The 22403-nt window shown below is 72.5% G+C and carries 22 protein-coding genes, 1 tRNA gene and 1 other RNA gene; 18 read left to right on the top strand and 6 right to left on the bottom strand.

Features of this window, described 5'->3' with window-relative positions; all coding sequences use genetic code 11:
• Positions 1 to 8: 8 nt before the first annotated feature.
• The 5 genes from ftsX (at position 9) to ACGFIA_RS03655 (ending at position 3565) form a co-directional block, all read left to right on the top strand.
• A complete protein-coding gene (ftsX, locus tag ACGFIA_RS03675; protein ID WP_357387880.1) occupies positions 9 to 884 on the top strand; it encodes a permease-like cell division protein FtsX in 876 nt (291 codons plus the stop codon).
• A gap of 133 nt (positions 885 to 1017) precedes the next feature.
• Entirely contained in the window at positions 1018 to 1497 is a 480-nt protein-coding gene (gene smpB / locus ACGFIA_RS03670; RefSeq protein WP_116511188.1) for an SsrA-binding protein SmpB, read from the top strand.
• 103 nt (positions 1498 to 1600) lie between these two features.
• Positions 1601 to 1976, top strand: a transfer-messenger RNA (tmRNA) gene (gene ssrA / locus ACGFIA_RS03665).
• Positions 1977 to 2153: 177 nt separating this feature from the next.
• A complete protein-coding gene (locus ACGFIA_RS03660) occupies positions 2154 to 2582 on the top strand; it encodes a hypothetical protein (protein WP_357387877.1) in 429 nt (142 codons plus the stop codon).
• A 38-nt stretch (positions 2583 to 2620) separates the two neighbouring features.
• Entirely contained in the window at positions 2621 to 3565 is a 945-nt protein-coding gene (locus ACGFIA_RS03655; RefSeq protein ID WP_357387875.1) for a hypothetical protein, read from the top strand.
• A gap of 3 nt (positions 3566 to 3568) precedes the next feature.
• On the opposite strand, the gene mdlC is transcribed toward ACGFIA_RS03655, so the two are convergent.
• Positions 3569 to 5161, bottom strand: coding sequence for a benzoylformate decarboxylase (gene mdlC, locus ACGFIA_RS03650; protein WP_357387873.1), 1593 nt, complete (start codon positions 5159 to 5161; stop codon positions 3569 to 3571).
• 110 nt (positions 5162 to 5271) lie between these two features.
• Complete coding sequence (locus ACGFIA_RS03645; RefSeq protein WP_357480941.1) at positions 5272 to 6072, bottom strand: S-methyl-5'-thioadenosine phosphorylase; 801 nt, start codon at positions 6070 to 6072, stop codon at positions 5272 to 5274.
• A 148-nt stretch (positions 6073 to 6220) separates the two neighbouring features.
• Here ACGFIA_RS03645 and ACGFIA_RS03640 point away from each other — a divergent pair, with 148 nt between their 5' ends.
• Both ACGFIA_RS03640 and ACGFIA_RS03635 read left to right on the top strand, forming a co-directional pair.
• Positions 6221 to 6811, top strand: coding sequence for a YqgE/AlgH family protein (locus tag ACGFIA_RS03640; protein ID WP_357470317.1), 591 nt, complete (start codon positions 6221 to 6223; stop codon positions 6809 to 6811).
• Positions 6812 to 6899: 88 nt separating this feature from the next.
• A tRNA-Ala gene (locus tag ACGFIA_RS03635) sits at positions 6900 to 6972 on the top strand.
• Positions 6973 to 7258: 286 nt separating this feature from the next.
• Here ACGFIA_RS03635 and ACGFIA_RS03630 read toward each other — a convergent pair.
• Positions 7259 to 7885 carry a hypothetical protein gene (locus tag ACGFIA_RS03630; protein ID WP_357387867.1) on the bottom strand — a complete coding sequence of 209 codons (627 nt, stop codon included), beginning with the start codon at positions 7883 to 7885 and terminating at the stop codon, positions 7259 to 7261.
• A gap of 288 nt (positions 7886 to 8173) precedes the next feature.
• On the opposite strand from ACGFIA_RS03630, the gene ACGFIA_RS03625 reads away from it, so the two are divergent.
• The 3 genes from ACGFIA_RS03625 to ACGFIA_RS03615 all read left to right on the top strand — a co-directional run bounded on the left by ACGFIA_RS03625 (position 8174) and on the right by ACGFIA_RS03615 (position 9403).
• Positions 8174 to 8428, top strand: coding sequence for a hypothetical protein (locus ACGFIA_RS03625; protein ID WP_030501430.1), 255 nt, complete (start codon positions 8174 to 8176; stop codon positions 8426 to 8428).
• The gene (locus ACGFIA_RS03620; RefSeq protein WP_393258363.1) at positions 8425 to 8826 is read left to right on the top strand and encodes a type II toxin-antitoxin system VapC family toxin; all 402 of its coding nucleotides are present in this window, start codon (positions 8425 to 8427) and stop codon (positions 8824 to 8826) included. The genes ACGFIA_RS03625 and ACGFIA_RS03620 overlap by 4 nt, the downstream gene beginning before the upstream one ends.
• Before the next feature lie 97 nt (positions 8827 to 8923).
• Positions 8924 to 9403: a GNAT family N-acetyltransferase gene (locus ACGFIA_RS03615; RefSeq protein WP_393258360.1), complete on the top strand. Its 480-nt coding sequence runs from the start codon at positions 8924 to 8926 to the stop codon at positions 9401 to 9403.
• Between the two features lie 4 nt (positions 9404 to 9407).
• On the opposite strand, the gene ACGFIA_RS03610 is transcribed toward ACGFIA_RS03615, so the two are convergent.
• Complete coding sequence (locus ACGFIA_RS03610; protein ID WP_357387861.1) at positions 9408 to 9896, bottom strand: anthrone oxygenase family protein; 489 nt, start codon at positions 9894 to 9896, stop codon at positions 9408 to 9410.
• A 70-nt stretch (positions 9897 to 9966) separates the two neighbouring features.
• Here ACGFIA_RS03610 and ACGFIA_RS03605 point away from each other — a divergent pair, with 70 nt between their 5' ends.
• Positions 9967 to 10911 (top strand): AraC family transcriptional regulator, encoded by a 945-nt coding sequence (locus ACGFIA_RS03605; protein WP_357480947.1) that lies wholly within the window; start codon positions 9967 to 9969, stop codon positions 10909 to 10911.
• Positions 10908 to 11249: a VOC family protein gene (locus tag ACGFIA_RS03600; protein WP_357387857.1), complete on the top strand. Its 342-nt coding sequence runs from the start codon at positions 10908 to 10910 to the stop codon at positions 11247 to 11249. Before ACGFIA_RS03605 ends, ACGFIA_RS03600 begins: the two co-directional genes overlap by 4 nt.
• 35 nt (positions 11250 to 11284) lie before the next feature.
• Here ACGFIA_RS03600 and ACGFIA_RS03595 read toward each other — a convergent pair whose 3' ends face one another.
• Entirely contained in the window at positions 11285 to 13654 is a 2370-nt protein-coding gene (locus ACGFIA_RS03595; RefSeq protein WP_357387855.1) for a DUF4153 domain-containing protein, read from the bottom strand.
• Positions 13655 to 13809: 155 nt separating this feature from the next.
• On the opposite strand from ACGFIA_RS03595, the gene ACGFIA_RS03590 reads away from it, so the two are divergent.
• Complete coding sequence (locus ACGFIA_RS03590) at positions 13810 to 14712, top strand: lytic polysaccharide monooxygenase (protein ID WP_393258354.1); 903 nt, start codon at positions 13810 to 13812, stop codon at positions 14710 to 14712.
• Between the two features lies 1 nt (position 14713).
• On the opposite strand, the gene mgrA is transcribed toward ACGFIA_RS03590, so the two are convergent.
• Entirely contained in the window at positions 14714 to 15703 is a 990-nt protein-coding gene (gene mgrA / locus ACGFIA_RS03585) for an L-glyceraldehyde 3-phosphate reductase (protein ID WP_393258351.1), read from the bottom strand.
• Positions 15704 to 15760: 57 nt separating this feature from the next.
• On the opposite strand from mgrA, the gene ACGFIA_RS03580 reads away from it, so the two are divergent.
• From ACGFIA_RS03580 to ACGFIA_RS03560, 5 genes are all read left to right on the top strand, one after another.
• The gene (locus ACGFIA_RS03580) at positions 15761 to 16729 is read left to right on the top strand and encodes an aldo/keto reductase (protein ID WP_393258345.1); all 969 of its coding nucleotides are present in this window, start codon (positions 15761 to 15763) and stop codon (positions 16727 to 16729) included.
• Positions 16730 to 16796: 67 nt separating this feature from the next.
• Positions 16797 to 18332, top strand: a complete 1536-nt coding sequence (locus ACGFIA_RS03575) for a magnesium chelatase (RefSeq protein WP_357387848.1) — start codon at positions 16797 to 16799, stop codon at positions 18330 to 18332.
• A gap of 2 nt (positions 18333 to 18334) precedes the next feature.
• Entirely contained in the window at positions 18335 to 20290 is a 1956-nt protein-coding gene (locus tag ACGFIA_RS03570) for a VWA domain-containing protein (protein ID WP_393258342.1), read from the top strand.
• 941 nt (positions 20291 to 21231) lie between these two features.
• Positions 21232 to 21810 (top strand): hypothetical protein, encoded by a 579-nt coding sequence (locus tag ACGFIA_RS03565; RefSeq protein ID WP_393258339.1) that lies wholly within the window; start codon positions 21232 to 21234, stop codon positions 21808 to 21810.
• A 98-nt stretch (positions 21811 to 21908) separates the two neighbouring features.
• Positions 21909 to 22403 (top strand): hypothetical protein, encoded by a 495-nt coding sequence (locus ACGFIA_RS03560; protein ID WP_393258336.1) that lies wholly within the window; start codon positions 21909 to 21911, stop codon positions 22401 to 22403.

Here is a 22403-nt window from a genome sequence, read left to right as displayed (position 1 = left end):
ATATCCCGATGCGGATGAAGTACGTCCTGTCCGAAGTACTGGTCGGGCTGTGGCGCAACGTCACGATGACCATCGCCATGATCATCACAATGGCGGTGTCGCTGTTCATGCTGGGCGGCAGCGGCCTTCTCTACCAGAAGGTCGGCGACATGAAGGACCTCTACTACGAGAACGTCGAGGTCTCGATCTTCCTGAAGACCGATGCCACCAAGGAACAGGTCGACGCGCTGGGCCAGCAGCTCGGCCAGGACCCGCTGGTCAAGGACTCGACGTACGTCAACAAGGAGCAGGCGTACGAGCGCTTCCAGCAGATGTACGCCGACGCCCCGGACCTGGTCAGCGCCGTCAAGCCGGACCAGCTTCCCGAGTCGTACCGGGTCAAGCTGAACGATCCGGAGCAGTACAAGGAGATCTACGACAAGTACAAGGCCACCGAGGGCATCGACACGATCGTCGACCAGAGCAAGCTGCTCGACAAGGTCTTCGGCGTGCTGAGCGGCTTCCAGAACGGAGCGCTCGCGATCGCCACGGTGATGGCCATCGCCGCCCTGCTGCTCGTCGCGAACACCATCCAGGTCGCCGCGTACAGCAAGCGGCGTGAGGTGGCGGTCATGAAGCTGGTCGGCGCGTCGAACTGGTTCATCCAGGCGCCGTTCGTGCTGGAGGCGGTGGTGGCCGGTCTGTTCGGCTCCATCCTCGGCCTGCTCGCGTTGATCGGGGTGAAGGTGGTGGCGGCCGGCAGCTCGATGGCCGCACTGGAGGGCCTGATCACCCCGATCTCCTGGTCCGAGATCTTCCTGACCTTCCCGCTGATGGCCGCCGTCGGTGGCGTGGTCAGCGCGGTCACCGCCTGGGTCACGCTCCGCTTCTACCTGCGGGTCTAGTCACCTCCTGCGGCTCGACGAGGGCCCTTCCGCGCCGGAATAAACCGCGCGGGAGGGCCCTTGTGGTTCCGGTAGCATGATCTCCGCTCGCCGGCCGGTGGCCGGTGAGTCGATCGGGAAGGGGGTGGCGCCGATGCCACGGGAAAAGGGTCGGAAGGTGGTCGCCTCCAACAAGAAGGCACGCCACGACTACGCCATCCTCGACACGTACGAGGCGGGCATGGCGCTCACCGGTACCGAGGTGAAGTCGCTGCGGGCGGGGCGGGCGTCGCTCGTGGACGCGTTCGCCCAGGAGCGGGACGGCGAGATCTACCTGCACGCCATGCACATCCCGGAGTACGCCCAGGGCACCTGGACCAACCACGAGCCCCGGCGCACCCGCAAGCTGCTGCTCAACCGGCTGGAGATCGACCGGCTGCTGGGCAAGCTCAAGGAGAGCGGCCTGACGCTGGTGCCGTTGCAGGTCTACTTCTCCGACGGCTGGGCCAAGGTGGAGATCGGCCTGGCCCGGGGTAAGAAGTCGTACGACAAGCGCCAGGACCTGGCCAAGCGGGACGCCGCCAAGGAGATCGCCCGGGCGGTGGGCCGGCGCGGCAAGGGCATGGCTGAGTGATACGTCCGGTTCGTCCGGCTGCCCGCGTCCAGTGGGCCTCGGGATGAATCCGGTTGCGCCAGGCGTTACGCTTGGTGTGCTGCCGACAGGGGCAGCGCTTCGAGGGGGTGACTGGTTTCGACTTCGTACGCAGCGACAGGGGAAGCGAGCCGAGGAAGCCGACGTCGTCTCGAGAATCGGTCGTCGGAAACCAATAAGCGCCAAGAACAATCGCGCTGACTTCGCTCTCGCCGCCTGAGGCGAGTAGCAAGTCTGTCGGCCTGGGAGCGCCTTCGACCCAGTTAGCCGGCATCAGCTAGAAGGCTGGCCAATCGGACCCGGTCGCGGGGTCCGTGCGGCGAGATCAATCAGCGACTGGGCCCGTCACACCAACTTGCTCGCGTGAGCGGTGGGGCCGAGTAGAGGCATAGCGAGCTGCGCTCGGAGAAGCCCTGACAAACCGGCGAAGGACCCGGGTTCGATTCCCGGCACCTCCACTACACGGCCTGTGCGCCCCGGTCTACGAGGACCGGGGCGCACAGCCGTCTGAGGCGCGAGATGCGATCGGGGCAGGTGAGGCCCGAGGGGCAGATGAGGCGGCCCCGACCGCTGGACAGCGCCGGTGACCGGGTTCACCATCGCCATACGGGTTCGCACCCAGCAGCGGGAGGTGTCCCATGGTCACCAGTCCGATCCAGCAGCCGACCGTAGTGCTCCCGAGCGCCTCCGGCGACCTGCGCGCCCTCGGGCGGGCGCTGGCCACCGCCGGGCCGCGCTGGCGGGAGAGACTGCTCGCCGACCTCGACCCCGTCCGGCGGGGCTTCGCCGAACACGTCCGCGTCACCGAGGAACCGGGCGGCCACTACGCCGACCTGGTGCGCGCCGCGCCGCGACTGGACCGGGGCGTACGCCTGCTGGTCGCCGAGCACGCCGCGATCAGCGGGGCGCTCGCCGCGCTCCAGCACGCCGTACGCCTGCCGGGGGTGTCCGCGGCGGAGGTGCGGGCGCGCACCCGCGACCTGCTGCGCGCGTTGGACCGGCACCGGCGGCACGGTGCCGACCTGCTCTGGGAGGCGTACCAGGCCGACCTCGGCGGCGAGGACTGAGCCGGGAACCGGCCGGGGCGGCCACGCGTCCAAGCGGTATGCGCCGCGTGCTCGCCCTGCTCGGGATCCCGTTGCTGGCCCTCTCCGCCTGCGCCTCGCCCGGCGCCGATCCGGGGGTGGCCCCGCCGGCCGGCCCGGACCAGCGGACCGCGTTCACCGAGCGGGCGCAGGAGGTCGCAGCGGGCTGGCGGCCCGTGCCGGGCTGGCGCGACGGGTACGTGCCGCTCCAGGAAGCCACAGTGCTCACCGGCGACCCGGGCTTCACCGACGAGACGAAGACGGCGTTCGGGGCCGGCTGGTACCGGGACCAGATCCCGATCCCGGCCGCCGTGCCGAAGGACGGCACGATCCGGTTCCCCGACGGCACGCTGCGGGTGCCGCTGGTGAGCGCCGCCGACGCGTACGCCCAGCTCCGCCAGGGCGACCCGCCGCCCTGCGACGGGCGCCCGGCCGCACCGGACCCGGCACCGACCGGGCGGCCCGGCCCGAACGACCCGGTGTCGACCTCGGCGCCGGGCGCGTGCGTGGCGCTCACCGTGACCGGGGTACGGCTGGGCAGCGCGCCGGTGTTGACCAGCCGTGGCCGCGCCGAGGTGCCCGCCTGGCTGTTCACAGTGGACGAGCTGGCCGTACCCGTGGCGCGGATCGCCGTGGCGCCGCGCGTGACCGGCCGGGCCCCCGGCGGCGCGGTGCCCACCCGGCCGCTGCCGGCGGGCCTGGTGTCCGCGCAGGAGCTGCGGGCGGTCGAGGGCAACCGGATCGACTACGTGCTCGGCGTCGGCGCCTGCGACGGGCCGCCCACCCCGCTGGTGCTGGAACGGCCGGACGTGGTGGTGATCGGCGGCGCCGTGATCGCCTCCACCGGCGTCTGCACCGCGCAGCTCGTGCTGAAGCCGGTCAGCGTCACGCTCGACGCGCCGCTCGGCGGACGTGTCGTGCTGGACGCCGGCAGCGGCGCCCCGTTGACCGTCCGGCCCGGCTGAGGCTCACAGGATCCGTGGCACGTCGGTGCTGATCGCCACCGGCAGCACCGTCGGCCGGTCCGCGGCCAGCGCTGTGGCGAGCGCCGCACCGAGCCCGTCCAGGGTGGTCGCCTCACCGGCGCAGCCGTAGCCGTGCGCCACCGCCGTCACGTCGAGCCCGGGCAGGTCCAGCGCCGGCACGCCCGGAGTGTGCTTCAGCTCGGCGAACGCCTTGAGGATCGCGTACTGCCGGTTCACCGGGACCACGACGGCGAGCGGCAGGCGCAGCCGCGCCGCCGTCCACAGCGCCTGCACCGAGTAGTGGAACGAGCCGTCGCCGACCACCGCGACCACCGGGCGGCCACGCCCGGTGTCGCGTTCGGCAAGGGCCATCCCGACCGCAGCCGGCAGCCCGAACCCGAGACCGCCGCTGGCCATCGTCAGGTACGAGCGCGGCCGGTCGATCGGCAGCCGGCGGCGCAGCGCGGCCAGGTTCGACGGCGACTCCTGCACCAGCACCCCGTCCGCCGGCCACGCGTCAGCCAGCGCGGCGAACAGCGCGTCGGCGCTCGGCGGGTCGGCCGGCTCGGGCGGGGCCGGCCGCGGTCGCGGTGACGGCGCCGCCCGGCCGGTCGCCGGCAGAAGCTCGCACAGCGCGGCCATGGTCAGCCCGGCGTCGCCGAGCAGGCTCTCGCCGACCGGCGCGCGGGCCGCCTCGTCCGGGTCGTCGGTGACGTGCAGCAGCCGCGTGTCGCCGGGCAGGTAGTCGCCCGGCACGTGCGGGTAGTAGCGGAACACCGGGGCACCCACCACGAGCACCACGTCGTGGCCGCGCAGCGCCTCCGACAGCGGTCCGATCGCGTACGGCAGCACGCCCCGAAAGTGCGGATGCCGCTCGGGGAACACGGCCCGCTCCGGCGCCGGGGCGGCCCAGACCGGGGCGGCCAGGTGCTCGGCCAGCGCGACCGCCTCGGGCCAGGCGTCCGACCGGTCCACCGCCGCTCCGAGCACCAGCGCCGGGGTCCTGGCGGCGGCCAGCACGTCGGCGAAGCCCCGCAGCCGGTCCGGGTCCGGCGCGATCCGGGTGGCGACGGTGCGCACCTGCGGCGGCGGGTCGGCCGGGCGGTCCCAGTCGTCCATCGGCAGGGAGAGGAACACCGGCCCGGCCGGTGGCTGCACCGCCGAGGCGTACGCCCGCATGAAGGCCGCCGGGATGTCCTGCGCGCGGGTGGGCTCGTGCGCCCACTTGACGTACGGCTGGGCCAGCTCGACCGCCCGCGGGCTGGCCAGGCGCGGTTCGATCAGCAGCATCTCGCGGGTCTGCTGCCCGGCGCTGACGATCAGCGGGGTCCGGTTGTGCCAGGCGGTGACCAGGTTGCCCATGCCGTTGCCGGTGCCCGGCGCGGTGTGCAGGTTGACGTGCGCGGGCCGGCCGGTGCCCTGGGCGTACCCGTCGGCCATGGCGACCGCCGACGCCTCCTGGAGCGCGTGCACGTAGTGGAAGTCGTCCGGGAAGTCGGCGAGGAACGGCTCCTCGGTCGAGCCGGGGTTGCCGAAGACGGTGGTCAGGCCGAGCGCGCGCAGCAGGTCGTACGTCGCCTCCCGCACCGTCGCCATGGCCGGCCGCCTCCGTCCTCACACGCGGATGCCGGATCCGGTCCGGTGCCCAGTCTCCCGACCAGCCGAATCTATCGGGCTTAAGCCGACTTTTCGGGCGCTTCCCGCGCTCAGGGCAGCGGGAACGGCAGCGTGATCCCGTCCAGCGCGCTCCCGCACCGGCAGTCCCGCTCGGCGGGCAGCGCCGCCACGGCGTCCAGCAGCAGCCCACGCAGCCGGTCGGTGTTCTCCGCGAAGACCCGGAACACCTCCTCATGGGTGACCGACTCGCCTGCCTCGACGCCCGCGTCCAGGTCCGTCACCAGCGCGATCGACGTGTAGCAGAGCGCCAGCTCACGGGCGAGCACCGCCTCCGGGTGGCCGGTCATGTTGACGATCGTGCCGCCCATCGAGGCGAACCAGCGCGACTCCGCCCGCGTCGAGAAGCGCGGACCCTCGACCACCACGACGGTCCCGCCGTCCACCACCGGCACGCCACGCCCGGCCGCCGTGTCCAGCAGCGTGCGCCGCCCGGCCGGGCAGTACGGATCGGCGAACGACACGTGCACCGCGCCCCTGTCGTAGTAGGTCTGCGTGCGCCCGCTGGTGCGGTCGATCAACTGATCCGGCACCACGAACGTCCCCGGGCCCAGCTCCGGCCGCAGGCCGCCCACCGCGCACGGCGCCAGCACCTGGCGTACGCCCAGCGACCGCAGCGCCCACAGGTTCGCCCGGTACGGGATCAGGTGCGGCGGGTACCTGTGGTCGCGCCCGTGCCGGGGCAGGAACGCCACCCGGCGACCGCCCACCTCGGCGACCGTGATCGGGCCCGACGGTGCGCCGTACGGGGTGTCCACCACGTGCTCCACCCCGTCGAGCAGGGCGTAGAGCCCCGACCCGCCGATCACCGCCAGTTCGGCCTGCGCCGCCATTCGGCCCTCCCTCGATCCGTCGTGATCACCCGCCGTCAGACCTTAACCAGCGGGCCGGGTGCAGGCTATGGTGCGTGACATGGCGTTGACAGGGTGGACGGTCGACGGCCTCGGGCCCGTACGGGCACACGGCTGACGGGTGTCGGACATGCAGGGTGAGGGGCAGGCGATCGGTGGCCGGGCCATGGAGTCGATGACCGGACGGCTGCTGGTCGCGACACCGGGGCTCAAGGACCCGAACTTCGACCGTACGGTCGTGCTGCTCGTCGCCCACGAACCCGGCGGCGCCCTCGGGGTGGTGCTGAACCGCGCCACCGAGGTCTCGGTGGCCGACGTGCTCGGCGACTGGAGCGACCTGGCCGGCGACCCGGCGGTGCTGTTCGAGGGCGGCCCGGTGCAGCCCGACTCGGCCATCTGCCTGGCCCGCATGCGGCACCCGGTCCGCCCGGTCAAGGGCTTCCACCGCGTCTCCGGCGCGGTCGGCACCATCGACCTCTCGGTCGACCCGGAGAAGCTGCGCGAGGCCATCGGCGGCATCCGGGTGTTCGCCGGCTACTCCGGCTGGGGCGCCGGTCAGGTGGAGCGCGAGATCGAGGAGGGCTCCTGGTTCGTGTTCGACGCGCTGCCCGGCGACGCCTTCGTCGACCGGCCGGATGATCTCTGGCCGATGGTGCTGCGCCGGCAGGGCGGCATGATGGCGGCGGTGGCCCACTTCCCGCCGGACGTGGCGCTGAACTGACCCGGGTGCGGGGGACCCCGCGAGATGACCATGCCGGACGGCGTGTGTATAGTTCTCTCCGTGCCCGGGCGACCGGGGACGACCGCAAGGGGCCGTGGCGCAGCTGGTAGCGCACCACACTGGCAGTGTGGGGGTCAGGGGTTCGAGTCCCCTCGGCTCCACCCTTGGGACAACAGGTCAGCGGCCTGGTCGGATGATCATCGACCGGGTCGCTGATTGCTTTTCGCCCGACGTTCCCGCTTGTTGTCATTGCCCATTCCTCTGAGGGGCGAGGAACTGGGCACCGCAGTGACCAGTTGTCGAGGCAGCAATTGGCATGCCTGCACGACGGTCCCTGCCGACGGTTCTGAGTGCGCGCGACGGCAGGCGGGGTGGCGGTCGGTCAGCGACACCGGTAGTGCTTGGAGGGCCTCTCCGGCCTCTATTCCGTGGTGCAACGGCTGGGCGCTATCCCAACAGAGTGCGGGCCCTTTGGCTCGGCCTTAAGGTCGTGACCTTGTACGGGCAGTTCCTGTCCGTCAGCAAGGTGTAGGCATTGATGGCGCGATCGGCGGCGTCCCAGGCTTGCTCGGCCGGCGACATGCCTCTGCCGCGGTTCCGGAAGAGAGCGCCGTAGAACGCGGAGCAGAACACGCCGCTCTCGTGCCAGCCGACGTTTGCGGAGGTGCCGATGTAGGTCACTTCCCCTTGTAGGCAGTCGCGCACCGCCTTCTGCCACACGCCGGTGCCGGTCCTGCAGCCGTCCGCGATGATGGCGCTCGTCGAAATCCCCTTGCTCTGTGCCGCCGCCACCTCCCCAAGATGCTCCAAGGAGATCTCGACCTCGCCGTCCGTGCTGCTGAATGTCGGCGTGATTGTGTGGTCGCCGTGCGCCATGACGTGAAGGACATCGCATGACGCGGTGAATGCGGACAACACCGTGCTGGGATCTCGGGACCGAACGAAGTCGATGTCGACGACGGGTTCGTCGCACCCGGCGTTGATGTTCTGAAGCGTCGACTGCACGAAGGTCATCGCCGCGTCGAACGATGAATCCAGGCCGAGGTCCAGCAGGCTTACTCGTCTGCGCTTCATATGGCCCTCCCCATATCGCGGCTGCGATGCGAAAGGACTGACTTTATGTTCCCGTGCTCGCCGTGTCGTTCGGATGAGTGTCCGCTCGGCACTCGCCCTTCGGCGGGCATCGATATCCGATGGGTTGAACGATCAGCGGGAGGGGCCGAGCGTGTAACGAGGACTTGAGCGGGCCGGCGAGCCACTCCCGCCAGCGATGGAGGGCTCCATGCGAGCGAAACGCTCTGGTGGGAGCACAGCCTCGCAGGACTCTGCTGTGCAGGCCCCTTCTGCATGCATAATGAATGCATGGTTGCTCTTCAGATCCGCGACGTGCCGGAAGAGGTGCGAGATGCCCTGGCGGCGCAGGCAAAGGCGCGCGGGCAGTCGCTCCAGACGTACCTGCTGGAACTGGTGGAGACGCAGGCTCGACGGCTGCGAAACACAGCCGCCCTCGATCGCTTCGCCGGTCGATCGGACGGCGCTCGCTCCCTGCCGGGCGAGAGTGCCGCCGAGCTGAACGACCAGCGGGAGCAGCGCGGGCCGCAGGGGAGCGCCGCGTGATAGTGGTGGATGCGTCGGTGCTGGCCGACGCCCTGATCGACGACGGTCCGATCGGGGATGCGGCGCGAGCGGAACTGACCGGAGATCCACACTGGGCCGCGCCGAGCCATCTGCTGGTCGAGGTCATGTCCGTGATCAGGGGCAAGGTGCTCGGTGGGAGGCTCGGCCCTGCCCGGGCGCAGGAGGCGATCGACATCCTGCCCTCGCTGGTCATCGACGAGGTAGGCGTCGCAGCGCTGTTGGACCGGATGTGGCAGTTGCGGGGCAACGTGTCGGCGTACGACGCGGCCTACGTCGCCGCGGCGGAGCTGCTGGCCTGCCCCCTGGTCACCGGTGACGGACGGCTCGCGAAGGCCAGCGGCGTGCGCTGCGAGGTCCGACTGCTCGCGGCGTCCTGACGGCAGCAGTCTCGACCCGAAAGTCGGATCATCAGGCGGTGCCTCCGGGGGATGATCATGAGCGTCCACCCGTGATTCGACCGTGAGGGAGAGCACCGTGAACCACGCCATCCGCATCCGCCAGGCCGGTCCGGACGACGCGGCCGCGGTGGACGCCCTGGTCCGGGAGATCGCGGCCCACGAGGGGGAGAGCGAGCACGTCGGCGCGACCCCCGATCGATGGCGCGAGGTGCTCGGCCGCGCCGACGTGACGGTCCTGCTGGCCGAGCGGAACGGTGAGACGCTCGGCTACGTCTCCGCGCAGCGGCGCCTGCACATGTGGAGCGGTGAGGACATCCTCGCGCTCGACGACCTGTTCGTCCGTGCCGAGGCCCGGGACGGTGGTGTGGGCCGACGGCTGATGACCGCGCTGGCCGAGCGGGCCGCCGTCGACCGGCTCGTCATCCGGTGGGAGGTGAAGCCGGAGAACGAGGCGGCGCAGCGGTTCTACCGCCGGCTCGGCGGCATGCTCTTCCCGAAGGTGGTCGTCCGCTGGCTGCCCGAGAGCTACCTGCCGCTGATCGAAGACCCGCGGTAGCAGTTCAACCGGCCGCCGGGCCCGCAAGCGCCAGCGCCCAGCACAGCGCGCCGAACCCGGCCGTGCTCGCCAGCGTCCGGACCACGTTCCAGGTGACCCAGGCGGACTCGAAGCGCTCCCGCGCCACACCGGGATCCGCCGCCCCGGCCGCCGCGAGCGCGTCGTTGAGCGGCACGTTCACCGCCACGGTGACGGCGAACATCACCAGGTAGAGCGCCAGCCCGGCGACGATCCACGGCAGCGCCGGCCGGGCCGCACCCCGCCACGCCAGCACCGCCGCGAGCGCGGCCAGCACCGGCGTGCCCAGGAAGGCAAGCAGGAACCAGCCGTTGACGATGGTGACGTTGACGCGCTGCATGGCGTCCACGAACGTGCGGTCGTCCGCGCCGCGCAGCGCCGGCATCACGGCGTACGCGAACGCGGCGAACAGGCCCGCCATCAGCCCGGCCCCGACTGTGGCACCGACCAGCGTCAGTTGTTGTACGAGTCGCATGTCCTCATCGAACCGCCGCGCGGTGAGACGGCCCATGGTCAGGACGCGCGACCCTGTGTTCAATCGTCTCGTGGACGCCGTCTCCGGCCTGCTCGACGGTCCCCGGGCGCGGGGCGCCTTCCTGCTGCGCTCGATCCTCACCCCGCCCTGGTCGATGCTGATCCGGGACGAGGCACCGCTCACGCTGGTCGCCGTGGTGCGCGGGGACGCCTGGATCGTGCCCGAGGAGGGGGAGGCCGCGCGGCTCGGCGACGGTGACGTGGCGATCGTGCGCGGCCCGGCCCCGTACACGGTGGCGGACGACCCGGCGACGGTGCCGCAGGTGGTCGTGCACCCGGGGCAGCGCTGCACCACACCGGACGGGCGCGAGCTGTTCGCGATGACGCGCTGGGGCGTACGCACCTGGGGCAACGGGCCGGACGGCCGGACCGTGCTGCTCACCGGCACGTACCCGGTGCGGGGCACTGTCGGGCGGCGGCTGCTGGACGCGCTGCCGCAGCTCGCGGTGGTCCGGCGCGAGTCCTGGGACACGCCCCTGGTGCCGCTGCTGGCCGCCGAGATCGTCAAGGACGACCCCGGCCAGGAGGCGGTCCTCGACCGCCTGCTCGACCTGCTGCTCATCGCCGCGCTGCGGGAGTGGTTCGCCCGGCCCGGCGCCGCCGCGCCCGCCTGGTACCGGGCGTACGCCGATCCGGTGGTCGGCCGCGCGCTGCGGATGCTGCACCACGAGCCGGCCCGGCCGTGGACGGTGGCGTCGCTCGCCGCCGAGGTGGGGATGTCCCGGGCGGCGCTGGCCCGGCGCTTCACCGCGCTGGTCGGCGAGCCGCCCATGTCGTACCTGACAGGCTGGCGGCTGGCGCTCGCGGCCGACCTGCTCCGCGAGCCCGGCGCCACAGTCGGCGCGGTGGCCCGCCGGGTCGGCTACGGCAGCTCGTTCGCCCTGAGTACGGCGTTCAAGCGCCGGTACGGCGTGAGCCCGCGCCGGCACGTCGCCCCGGCTAGATTGGCCGGATGACTGTCGACCTGTTCGCCGGCGTCCCGATCAGTGATCTCGCCATGTCGACGGCCTGGTACGAGCGACTGCTTGGCGACCCGCCGCAGTTCCTGCCCAACGACCACGAAGCGGTGTGGGAGCTGGCGGAGCACCGCTACCTCTACATTGAGGTGCGGCCCGGCCACGCCGGTCACGCCATGCAGACGATCTTCGTCGAAGACTTCGACTCCCGTGTCGCGGCGATCGCCGCCCGCGGGCTGGAGCCGGCCGCGCGGGAGACCTACGACAACGGCGTCCGCAAGGTGATCTTCCACGACCCGGACGGCAACGAGATCGGCTTCGGCGGCGCCCCGGCCTGACCGGGCCGCGGTGATCCGCGGCCCGGCCGGCGAGGTCAGCGGGGGCGTCGCGTCTTCGGCAGGTCGAACTGGTCGGCCCGGCGGCAGTCCTTCTGGCCGCCGATCGCCTGCGGGCCGACCTTCTCCAGCGCCTTCCGGGCGCGCTGGCGGCCCAGGTTCCAGGCGTACCAGGGGTCCGGCTCGGCGAGGTCGTCGGCGATCCAGCTCAGCGTGCACCGGCGTACCGGATCGGGGAGCTTGGCGAGCGCCGGCGTGGCGTCGGCGGACAGCGCCCGCAGGTACCACGCGTCGATCTTGCCGGTCTGCTCGTAGCGCAGCGTGTTGCGGCGGGCGACGTAGTCCTCGGGGTTGAGCACGGCCAGGCCGAGCAGCATCGCCACAGCCAGCGCGAGCGTGGTGCCGGGAATCCACCGGCCCCGCCACCGCACGCCCGCCGCGAGGATCATCAGGAACACCGTGCCGAGCAGCATCTCGAAGGCCATCACGAAGATCCGCTCGCCGGTGAAGCTGTAGACCTTCTGGTACGTCCACATGCGGGACAGCGCCGACGCCACGATCACCACGCTCAGCGCGCTGATCAGCCCGAGCAGGACGCGCAGCAGGAGCCGCTCGACCGGCTGCTCCCGGCGTGCCCAGCGGCTCACCCCGCCCAGCACCACCACGGTCAGCAGCGTGACGAACAGCAGCTGCCAGAAACCGCTGCGCGCGTACTCGGCGTAGCTGAGACCGGCCACCCGCTGCACGTGCCGCTGCCCGCCGAAGAGCGTGGTGAACTGCACCACCACGAACCCGGCGAACAGCAGCGTGAGCGCGCCGATGGCCGGGGCCCACTCCAGCAGGCCGAGACGGCGCTCACCCGCGCGATCCACGGTGGACAGGTCGGGCGGCGCGGCGAGCGTGTAGAGCGCGGCCACGGCGATCAGCCCGCCCACCACTGCGAGGAACAGCCAGCCGAACACCGTACCGATGTTGATCTCGGGAACGAGCGAGCCGAGCGCCTCGGAGAACGCCGCGTCGGCCGACGCGAGCAGGCTGCCGAAGACCAGGAGCACCACGACCGTGGCGACGACCGAGACGGTCACCTTGCGCACCGTCGCCTCCTGCGGCGAGGCGGTGACGTGCCGGCGTACCCAGGGCAGGCCCCGCAACGCCGCGAACGGCGTGGCCACCAGGCCGAACAGGATCGAGCGCACCAGCCGGCCGCCGATGATCGCGAGCGTGGCGCAGCCGAGCGCGCCGAGCACACAGAACGTCACCAGCCACCAGGCGTTGCGGAACGCCGGTACGGCGATCAGGGCCAGGGCGGCCACCGCCCACCCGGCCCGGATGAGCTTGTCGGCGCGCGGCAGATCCGTGGTCCTGGACCGGACCGCCAGCCCCACCGCGAGCGTGAGCGTGAGCCACCCCAGGAACCAGCCGACGCCGACGCGGCCCAGCGGCACGAAGACCGCGCTGCCGATCGCGGCGGCCAGCACCGCGAGCGGCACGGCCCGCCCGGTCGCCGCCTTCGGGCCGGGCCAGCGCGCGCCGAGGAACGAGGTCCGTGGCACCGGCGGGCGCGGCGCCCACACCGGCGCCTGCGGGTGCCCACCCCACGCCATGCCGGGGTGCGGCGGCGCGGGCGTCGGCCCAACGCCGGGTGGAGGCGGCGTACCCGGAGCGCGCGGCGCACCCGGCGCGGGCGACGGCCCGGAGGCCGGCTGCGTCCCCGGCGCCACCCATGACCCGGATGCCGGCTGCGTGCCCGGGGGAGCAGCAGGCGTTTGCGAGGCTCCCGGCGGGCCGGAGGTCGCGGGCGTGGCCGTCTGCGGAGCGCCATCTCCGGGAATCGCGCCGGCCTCACCGGAGCCGGTCGTGGCCGCCTCCGCTGCGGCGGCGCCTGCGACGGACGGCTTCGAGTCGGCCGCCTGGGTGCCGGCCGACGCCGCCGGGGCGGCATCCGGCGTGGACGATGCCGCGTCGCCGGTGGCCGAGGACGTTCCGCCCGCCTGCTCCCGGCGAGCGGCCGGAACGGCGTCCGGTGGGGCGGCGACAGGCTCTTCGCCCGCCGGCCGGTCGGCCAGTGCGGCGGCAGGGGCGACGCCCTCCACGGGGGAGCGCTCGGCGGCGGGCGCGGTGGCCTGGGCGGGCACCGCCGCCGCAGGCTGGCCGGTCGCCGTCGGCTGGCCGATCGCGGGGACCAGCGGGAGGAACAAGGCGTACCCCTGGGTGCCGGGCGGCACGCTGACCGGAATGGCCCAGCCGGGCTGCCCCTCGGCGCCGGGCCAGGGCACCGGCGGGGGAGCACCCTCCACTGTGGGCAGGACCAGCAGGTACGGCTGCGCGGTGGCGGGGACGTCGCCCGGGGCGGGGCCGGCCGCGGGGGCGGCGCGGGACGGCTCGGGGGACGGTGCCGGCTCGGTCAAGGGGCGCTCCTCGATCACAGGGTTTCGTCACTGTAGGACCCCTACGGCGTCCGCCGCCGTCCCGGTTGTCCGTTCGGTCACGTTGCCCCGGCCGATCGGCGCGGATCGAACCTTTGGCGGCTCGTGGCCGTACTACTGCGCGGGAGGTCGATCACATGGCCGCACGTCGCGCGCTCGCCGCGCTCGCCGCCGTCGCCGCGACGGTGCCGCTGACCGCCGCGCCGGCCGCGGCGCACGGTGCGCCGACCAGCCCGCTGAGCCGGGCCGCCGCGTGCGGGCCCGAGGGCGGTCGGGCGAAGACGCCCGCCTGCCGGGCGGCGGTCGCCGCCGGAGCGGCGGTACGCGAGTGGGACAACATCCGGGTGGCCCGGATCGACGGGCGGGACCGGGAACGCATCCCGGACGGGGAGCTGTGCAGCGGCGGGCTGTCCGCGTACCGGGGACTGGACCTGCCGCGCGCCGACTGGCCGGCCACCACGTTGACCGCCGGGGCGTCGCACACGTTCCGCTACCGCACCACCATCCCGCACCGGGGCACGTTCCGGTACTACGTCACCACCGGCTCGTACTCACCGAAGCGCGTGCTGACCTGGGCGGACCTGGAGAAGAAGCCGTTCCTTCAGGTCACCGACCCGCCGATCCGCTCGGGCGCGTACGAGATGCGGGGGCGGCTGCCCGCCGAGCGGACCGGCCGGCACATCGTCTACGTCATCTGGCAGAACTCGGACACCCAGGACACGTACTACTCCTGCTCGGACGTGATCCTCCGGGCGGCACGCGGTGAGCCGGACGCGCCGCCGGCAGCGCCGGAGGCGAGCGCGTCACCTCCGCGTACCCTCGCCGGAGCGGCGACCGGCGACGAGCCGGCGGTGCCGGTCGCGGCGGTGACCGACGACGGACCGCTGTCTCGGCCGTTGCTCGTCGGCGCGGCGGCGCTCGTCGTCGCGCTGCTCGCGGCGGCAGTGGTCGGGATGCGGCTGAGCCGGACCGGCGGGCCGCCGCCCGGGCGGCCGTGCGGTGTCCGCAACCACCGCGCCGGGCGGCGCCGGATCTGGTGACTCAGCCCAGCACCGCCCTGATCGCGGCCAGGTCGTCACCGTCCAGGTCGAGGTCCTCCAGCGCGGCGACGTTGCCCTCCAGCTGGGCCACGCTGCTCGCGCCGATGATGAGGCTGGTCATGCGCGGGTCGCGTAGCGCCCAGGCCAGGGCGAGCTGCGCGAGGGTCTGCCCGCGCCGCCGCGCCACCGCCGCGAGCCCGCGGACCGTCGCCATCGTCTGGTCGTCGAGGTCGCTCTCGTCCAGGAAGACGCTCGTGCGCACCCGGGAGTCGGCCGGGATGCCGTCCAGGTAACGGTCGGTGAGCAGGCCCTGGGCGAGCGGGCTGTACGCGATGCAGCCGGCACCGACGCGCTCCAGCGTGTCCAGCAGGCCGTCGCGCTCGGTCCAGCGGTTCATCATCGAGTACGACGGCTGGTTGATCAGCAGCGGCGTGCCCAGGTCGCGCAGGATCGCGGCGGCCCGCTCGGTCTGCTCCGAGTCGTAGTTGGAGATGCCCACGTAGAGCGCCTTGCCGGAGCGGACGATCGCGTCGAGCGCGCCCATCGTCTCCTCCAGCGGGGTCTCCGGGTCGAACCGGTGCGAGTAGAAGATGTCGACGTAGTCCAGCCCGAGGCGGCGCAGCGACTGGTCCAGCGAGGAGATCAGGTACTTGCGCGAGCCCCACTCGCCGTACGGGCCGGGCCACATCAGGTAGCCCGCCTTGCTGGAGATCACCAGCTCGTCCCGGTACGGCTTCAGGTCGGTGGCGAGCAGCCGGCCGAAGTTCTCCTCCGCCGAACCGGGCGGCGGGCCGTAGTTGTTCGCCAGGTCGAAGTGGGTGATGCCGAGGTCGAAGGCGCGGCGGACGATGTCGCGCTGCCGCTCGAAGGGGCGGTCCGGTCCGAAGTTGTGCCACAGGCCGAGGGAGATGACGGGTAGCTTCAGCCCGCTCCGGCCGCTGCGCCGGTAGATCATCTCGTGGTAACGGTCGTCGCTGGCGAGGTATGTCACGAGGTCATTCTGTCGCCGTGGGAGTGTGGCCGCAGCGGCGCGGGTACGTTCGGCCTCATGCGTTACGTGCCGCTCGACACCCCCAAGCCCATTTCCAAGATCGGCCTCGGTACCTGGCAGTTCGGCTCCAAGGAGTGGGGCTACGGCCCGGAGTACGAGCGCCGCGCCGCCGAGATCGTCCGGCGGGCGCTCGACCTGGGCGTCACGCTGTTCGACACCGCCGAGCTGTACGGTTTCGGCCGCAGCGAGCGCATCCTCGGCGAGGCGCTGGGCGAGGACCGGGCCAAGGTCGTGGTCGCCACCAAGATCTTCCCGCTGCTGCCGGTCGCCCCCGTGGTGCAGCAGCGCGCTGTCGCCTCCGCCGCCCGGCTCGGCGTCGACGGCATCGACCTCTACCAGGTCCACCAGGCCAACCCGGTGGTCGCCGACACCACCACCATGCGCGGCATGCGCTCGTTGCAGGACGTCGGGCTGGTCGGCGAGGTCGGCGTCAGCAACTACGGCCTGCGCCGGTGGCGGTTCGCCGAGGCCGCGCTGGGCCGCCGGGTGCTGAGCAACCAGGTCCGCTACAGCATGATCGACCGCGGCCCCGAGGAAGACCTCATCCCGTACGCGGAGCAGGCCGGCCGGATCGTCATCGCGTACTCCCCGCTGGCGCAGGGTTTCCTCTCCGGCCGCTACGACGCCACGAACCCGCCCGCCGGGGCGGTACGCCGGGCCAACCCGTACTTCCTGCCGGAGAACCTGGAACGCGGCGCCGCGCTGATCGCCACGCTGCGTGAGGTCGCCGACGCGCACGACGCCACGCCGAGCCAGATCGCGCTCGCGTACGTGCTGCGGCACCCCAACGTGGTGGCCATCCCGGGCGCCTCCGGGGTCGAGCAGATGGAACGCAACGCGGCCGCCGCCGAGATCGATCTCGCCGACGACGAGTACGCCGCCCTGGTCGCCGCCGCGCACGCGTTCCGCCCGGTCACCGGGCTGGCCGCCGTGCCCCGGATGGTCCGCGCCCGGCTCGGCAGGTGAGCGTTCCGGCGGCCTCCCCTGTCGCGACATCGACGACGGAGGCCGCCGGCCGCCGGAGCGCGCTAGCGTGGATCGGGTGACCGCTCCCAATCAGGTTTCCCCGGTCCCGCCCGCCGACCTGCCGAGCACGCTCGGCGAGCTGCGCGCCGCCGGCCACCGTTACCGCACGGTCAAACAGGAACTCCGAGACAACCTCCTCGCCCGGATGGGCTCCGGCGAGGACCGCTTCCCCGGCATCGTGGGCTACGAGGACACGGTCCTGCCCGAGGTCGAGCGCGCGCTGCTCGCCGGGCACGACATGGTGCTGCTCGGCGAGCGCGGGCAGGGCAAGACCCGGCTGATCCGCTCGCTCGGCGCGCTGCTTGACGAGTGGACCCCGGTGATCCCCGGCTCGGTGCTGAACGAGCACCCGATGCACCCGCTCACCCCCGCGTCCCAGGCGCTCGTCGCCTCGGCCGGCGACGACCTGGCGATCACCTGGCTGCACCGCTCGATGCGGTACGGCGAGAAGCTCGCCACGCCGGACACCAGCGTCGGTGACCTGATCGGCGACGTCGACCCGATCCGCCTCGCCCAGGGCCGTACGCTCGGCGACCCGGAGACCATCCACTTCGGGCTCGTACCGCGCACCAACCGGGGCGTCTTCGCCGTCAACGAGCTGCCCGACCTGGCCGAACGCATCCAGGTGGCGCTGCTCAACGTGCTTGAGGAGCGCGACATCCAGGTGCGCGGCTACCAGCTGCGGCTGCCGCTGGACCTGCTGCTGGTGGCCAGCGCCAACCCGGAGGACTACACCAACCGGGGCCGGATCATCACGCCGCTCAAGGACCGGTTCGGCGCCGAGATCCGCACCCACTACCCGCTCGACCTCGACCTGGAGCTGGCGCTGATCCGGCAGGAGGCAGACCTGGTCGCCGTCGTGCCGGAGCACGTGCTGGAAGTGCTCGCCCGGTTCGCCCGCGACGTGCGGGAGTCCCCGTCGGTGGACCCGCGCTCCGGAGTGTCCGCCCGGTTCGCCATCGCCGCCGCCGAGACCGTCGCGGCCGCCGCGTTGCGCCGCTCGGGTCTGCTGGCTGGTGCTGGTGCTGGTGCTGGTGCTGGTGCTGGTGCTGGTGCCGTCGCCGGTGCCTCTGCCGTCGCCTCGGCTTCGGCCGCCGCCGGGTCGGCGTCCCGGCCGGAGGCGCCGGTGGCCCGGATCGGAGACACCGTGTCGGTGACCTCCACGCTGCGCGGCAAGGTCGAGTTCGAGAGCGGCGAGGAGGGACGCGAGATCGAGGTGCTCGCGCACCTGCTGCGTACCGCCACCGCCGAGACGTTCCGCGCCCGGCTCGCCGGGCTCGACCTGTCCGGCTTCACCGCGCTGGTCGCCGAGGGCGGCGCCGTCGAGACCGGCGAGCTGGTCTCCTCGGCCGAGCTGCTGCGCCAGGTCGGCACCGTACCGGGGCTCGCCAAGGTGCTCGACCGGCTCGGGCTCGGCGACGCGCCCAGCCCGGAGGAGGCCGCCGCCGGCATCGAGTTCGTGCTGGAAGGGCTGCACCTGACCCGCCGGCTCGGCAAGGACGTCACCGACTCCGGGCGCACCGTCTACGGGGACCGGGACTGACGATGGCCGGCGGCAACCGCTTCCGGTACGGGCAGTGGCGCGGCGGACCCGATCCGCTCGCCCCGCCGTACGACGTGCGCGCCGCGGTGGACGCGGTCGGCTCGGACGTGCTGGCCGGCGGCAGCCTGCGCGAATCGCTGCGCGAGCTGCTGCGGCGCGGTCCGCAGGGGCGCGGCGGGCTGGACGACCTGGCTGCCCGGGCCCGCCGCCTGCGCCGGGAGGCGCTGCGCCGGGGCGACCTGGACGGCGCTGTCACCCGGGCCCGGGCCCTGCTCGACCAGGCGCTCGCCACCGAACGCGACGAGCTGCGCGGCCGCGACGGCGACGACGCCCGGTTCGCCGAGGCCGTGCTCGACAACCTGCCGCGCTCCACCGCCCGCGCGGTGTCGGAGCTCTCCGGGTACGACTGGGTGAGCGCCGAGGCGCGGCAGACGTACCAGCGGATCCTCGACGGGCTGCGCGGCGACGTGCTGGAGCAGCGCTTCGCCGGGCTGCGCGACGCGGCCCGGGCCACCGCCGACCCGGCCGTCCAGCGGCAGCTCGCCGAGATGATGCGCGACCTCAACGACCTGCTCGCCCGGCACGCCCGCTCCGAGGACACCACAGACGCGTTCGCCGAGTTCATGCGCCGGCACGGCGAGTTCTTCCCGGAACGGCCCAGGGACGTCGACGAGCTGATCGACGTACTGGCCCGGCGGGCCGCCGCCGGGGAACGGCTGATGCGGTCGCTGTCGGACCGGCAGCGCGAGGAACTGGCCGGGCTGATGCGCCAGTCGCTCGGCGACCGGCTGTCCGGTGAGCTGTCCCAACTCGACGCCCACCTCCGGTCGCTGCGACCGGACCTGAACTGGCAGCGCGGCGAGCGGGTCCGCGGCGACCAGCCGCTCGGCTACGGCGAGGCCACCGGCGCGCTGGACGAGATCGCCGAACTCGACGAGCTGCTGGACTCCCTCGACCAGGACCAGCCCGGCGCCACACTCGACGACGTCGACGTGGAGGCGGTCGCCCGCACGCTGGGTCGCGACGCCGCCGACGACGTACGCCGGTTGCAGGAACTGGAACGCGAACTGCGCCGCCAGGGCTGGGTCACCCGCGACGCGGAAGGGCTGACGCTCAGCCCGAAGGCGCTGCGCCGCCTCGCGAGCACCGCGCTGCGGCGCGTCTTCTCCGACCTGACCGCCGGCCCGCGCGGCCAGCACGACCTGCGCACCGCGGGCGCCGCCGGCGAGGTCAGCGGGGCATCACGCCCCTGGGAGTATGGCGACGAGCAGCCGCTCGACGTAGTGCGCACGCTCACCCGGGCGGTACGACGGGTCGGCCCCGGAGTGCCGGTGCCGCTCGCTGTCGAGGACTTCGAGGTGGTGGAGACCGAACGGCGGGCGTCGGCGGCTGTGGTGCTCTGCGTCGACCTGTCGTACTCGATGATCTCGCAGGGCCGCTGGGGTCCGATGAAGCAGACCGCGCTGGCCCTGTCACACCTGATGGCCACCCGGTTCCCGCAGGACGCGCTGCAGATCGTCGGCTTCGGCCGGGAGGCGATGCCGCTCACCCAGCAGGAGCTGGCGGCGGTCGAACCGGACATGCAGCAGGGCACCAACCTCCAGCACGCGCTGCGGATCGCCGGGCGGCACCTGCGGCGCCATCCGGGTGCCGAGCCGGTGGTGCTGGTCGTCACCGACGGCGAGCCGACAGCGCACCTGGACCCGGAGGACGGCGAGGCGTACTTCCACTGGCCGCCGCTGCCCGAGACCATCTCGGCGACGATCCGGGAGGTGGACCGGCTGACCCGGTACGGTGCCACGCTCAACCTGTTCATGCTGGGTGACGACCCGGGACTGCGGCGGTTCGTGGACGCGGTGGCGCGGCGTTCGGGCGGCCGGATGTTCACCCCGGACCTGGACGACCTGGGCGAATACGTGGTCTCCGACTACCTGCGCGCCCGCCACGGCCGCCGCTGACTCAGACCTACCGCCCGCCCTCCCTCCCGCCCGCCTCCCGCCCGCGTCGATCTTGGAGTTGTGGTGCCACAGGATGCCCTGGTCTGACACCTTTCGCGAGGTGCCACAACTCCAAGATCGGCAGCTGTTCCGGCGTGCCCGTCCGCGATCTTGCACTTTGGTGCCCCGCAAACCTCGCAAATAGGGCAAAGGGCGGGCACAAAGTGCAAGATCGCGCAGGCGACGCCGCGATTGCTGCGCACCCCTCACGTGTCCGGCCCGTTCGAGTCGTCCCCCCATCCCCGACGGCCCCTGGTCTTCGCAGCCCAGCGGCACGGATCGCCCCCAGTGCGGTCGATCATGAGGTTGGCAACGGCAAACCGGACACCGGCCGCCGTCAACCTCATGATCGACCACGCAAGGTGGGGCCGGGGTGGTTCAGGGGGGGTGATCAAGGAGTTTGTGTCCTCGTCGGCGCAGAAAGCTGCCGCAAACTCCTTGATCACGGGTGGCAGGGCGCGGTGCTGGGGGCGGGGCTGGGGGTTTGGGGTGGGTGTCTGGTTCGGGGGTGGTGGGCGGCACTCTGGGGGTGGAATCGTCGGCGGGTCGGTGGCGTTGTAACCGGGTGAACGACCGAGCGCGGCTTGCCCCAGGCGGGGCGGGTCCCGGGGAATCTCGCCGGGCCGCCACGCGTTGAGTACGGTTCTGGCGGCGTGAGTCGTTGGGAATCATCCCGGCAGGCACGTCGTTGAGCACGGTTCCGGTGGCGTGCACCTGCTATCCACGGTGCGTGAGACGTCCTCGGGAATCATCCCGGGCTGCCGGTCGTTGGACATGGTTCCGGCGCCGCGACGTGGCACCCCTGCCCCGCGAGCAGCCGGTTCCCCCCGAGACTTTTTGAGCGCCTGACGGTGCCACGTGCCCCCCCCCCGGGTGCGTCGACCCCCGAATGGAGCCCCCTCATGAACACGATCCTGCGTAAGAGCGTCCTGGGTATCGCTGGTCTGGCTTTCACCGGTGGCGTGTTCGCCGGTCCGGTCGCGGCCTACGCGGCGGACACCACCCACGCGGCCAAGCCGGTCTCGGCCACCGTGCAGCAGGGCGACAAGCTGGTCCCGCACGGTGTGCAGGGCAACCAGTCGCGTATCGAGTTGAACGACGAGCAGACCGCCAATGTGAAGGCGATCATCGCGGCGACGAAGAAGGCCGGTATGGACGAGCGTGCCGCTGTCGTGTCGATCGCGACGGCGTTGCAGGAGTCGAAGCTGGAGAACCTCGGCCACCTCGGTGACCGTAACGACCACGACTCGCAGGGCCTGTTCCAGCAGCGTCCCTCCAGCGGCTGGGGCACGGTGGAGCAGATCACCGACCCCGAGTACTCCACGACCGCGTTCCTGAAGGGTCTCAAGCAGGTCGACGGCTGGAAGGACATGCCGCTGACCAAGGCCGCCCAGACCGTCCAGGTGTCGGCCTACCCGGACCACTACGCCCAGTGGGAGCAGCAGGCCGCCGACCTGGTCGCCGAGCACTGGAACAAGTAAGCGAGACAGGCCGGCACCCCGAACGGGGTGCCGGCCTTCACGCGTCCGGGTGAACCGGCCACGGTAGCCGGGGTGCCCGCGGTGCCGACGAGGGTTGGATGCGGGGCATGGACGAGGTGGACGCCCCGGCGCTGCGGCAGGCGTACGACGCGTTGTTCGCGGAGATCGACGCGGGCGGGTTCGGGCCTCCGCCGGAGGGGGATCTGAGCGCGGAGCAGATCGTGGCTCACCTGGCCGCCAACGACGAGCTGATGAGCGAGGCGACCGAGGCGGTGCTGGCCGGTTCGCCGTTCGCCTACTACGACCTCGACACCATCCACCGGCCGCAACTGGACGCGCTGGTCTCCGAGTGCGGCGGGCTGGACGGCGTGGCCGCGCTGTTCCGGGCCACGAGCCAGAAGCTGTGCGCGTTGGCCGAACGGCTCGGCCCGGCGGCGGAGACGCCTGTGGACACGGTTTTGCGCGAGGGTTTCGACCTGGACGTGGACGACTCGCTGCCCTGGGGCAGAGCGCTGGATCTGCACATCCGCGTGCACCTGCCGCTGCATCTCACCCAGCTCCGCGCCCTGCGCCGCCAGCCCCACCTTGCCTGA

The sequence above is a fragment of the Micromonospora sp. NPDC049203 genome, assembly GCF_043197215.1.
Taxonomy (GTDB): Bacteria; Actinomycetota; Actinomycetes; order Mycobacteriales; family Micromonosporaceae; genus Micromonospora.
Note: the sequence above shows the minus strand (reverse complement) of the source record. Positions and strands in the feature narration are given on the sequence as shown.

Coding starts and splice junctions, on each gene's coding strand:
- ACGFIA_RS03640 (WP_357470317.1), top strand. CDS start 6,221: ATGCAGGGTGAGGGGCAGGCGATCGGTGGCCGGGCCATGGAGTCGATG.
- ACGFIA_RS03560 (WP_393258336.1), top strand. CDS start 21,909: ATGCGGGGCATGGACGAGGTGGACGCCCCGGCGCTGCGGCAGGCGTAC.
- ftsX (WP_357387880.1), top strand. CDS start 9: ATGCGGATGAAGTACGTCCTGTCCGAAGTACTGGTCGGGCTGTGGCGC.
- ACGFIA_RS03580 (WP_393258345.1), top strand. CDS start 15,761: ATGCGTTACGTGCCGCTCGACACCCCCAAGCCCATTTCCAAGATCGGC.
- ACGFIA_RS03655 (WP_357387875.1), top strand. CDS start 2,621: ATGCGCCGCGTGCTCGCCCTGCTCGGGATCCCGTTGCTGGCCCTCTCC.
- smpB (WP_116511188.1), top strand. CDS start 1,018: ATGCCACGGGAAAAGGGTCGGAAGGTGGTCGCCTCCAACAAGAAGGCA.
- ACGFIA_RS03565 (WP_393258339.1), top strand. CDS start 21,232: ATGAACACGATCCTGCGTAAGAGCGTCCTGGGTATCGCTGGTCTGGCT.
- ACGFIA_RS03660 (WP_357387877.1), top strand. CDS start 2,154: ATGGTCACCAGTCCGATCCAGCAGCCGACCGTAGTGCTCCCGAGCGCC.
- ACGFIA_RS03610 (WP_357387861.1), bottom strand. CDS start 9,896: ATGCGACTCGTACAACAACTGACGCTGGTCGGTGCCACAGTCGGGGCC.
- ACGFIA_RS03600 (WP_357387857.1), top strand. CDS start 10,908: ATGACTGTCGACCTGTTCGCCGGCGTCCCGATCAGTGATCTCGCCATG.
- mdlC (WP_357387873.1), bottom strand. CDS start 5,161: ATGGCGACGGTGCGGGAGGCGACGTACGACCTGCTGCGCGCGCTCGGC.
- ACGFIA_RS03645 (WP_357480941.1), bottom strand. CDS start 6,072: ATGGCGGCGCAGGCCGAACTGGCGGTGATCGGCGGGTCGGGGCTCTAC.
- ACGFIA_RS03570 (WP_393258342.1), top strand. CDS start 18,335: ATGGCCGGCGGCAACCGCTTCCGGTACGGGCAGTGGCGCGGCGGACCC.
- ACGFIA_RS03590 (WP_393258354.1), top strand. CDS start 13,810: ATGGCCGCACGTCGCGCGCTCGCCGCGCTCGCCGCCGTCGCCGCGACG.
- ACGFIA_RS03625 (WP_030501430.1), top strand. CDS start 8,174: ATGGTTGCTCTTCAGATCCGCGACGTGCCGGAAGAGGTGCGAGATGCC.
- ACGFIA_RS03630 (WP_357387867.1), bottom strand. CDS start 7,885: ATGAAGCGCAGACGAGTAAGCCTGCTGGACCTCGGCCTGGATTCATCG.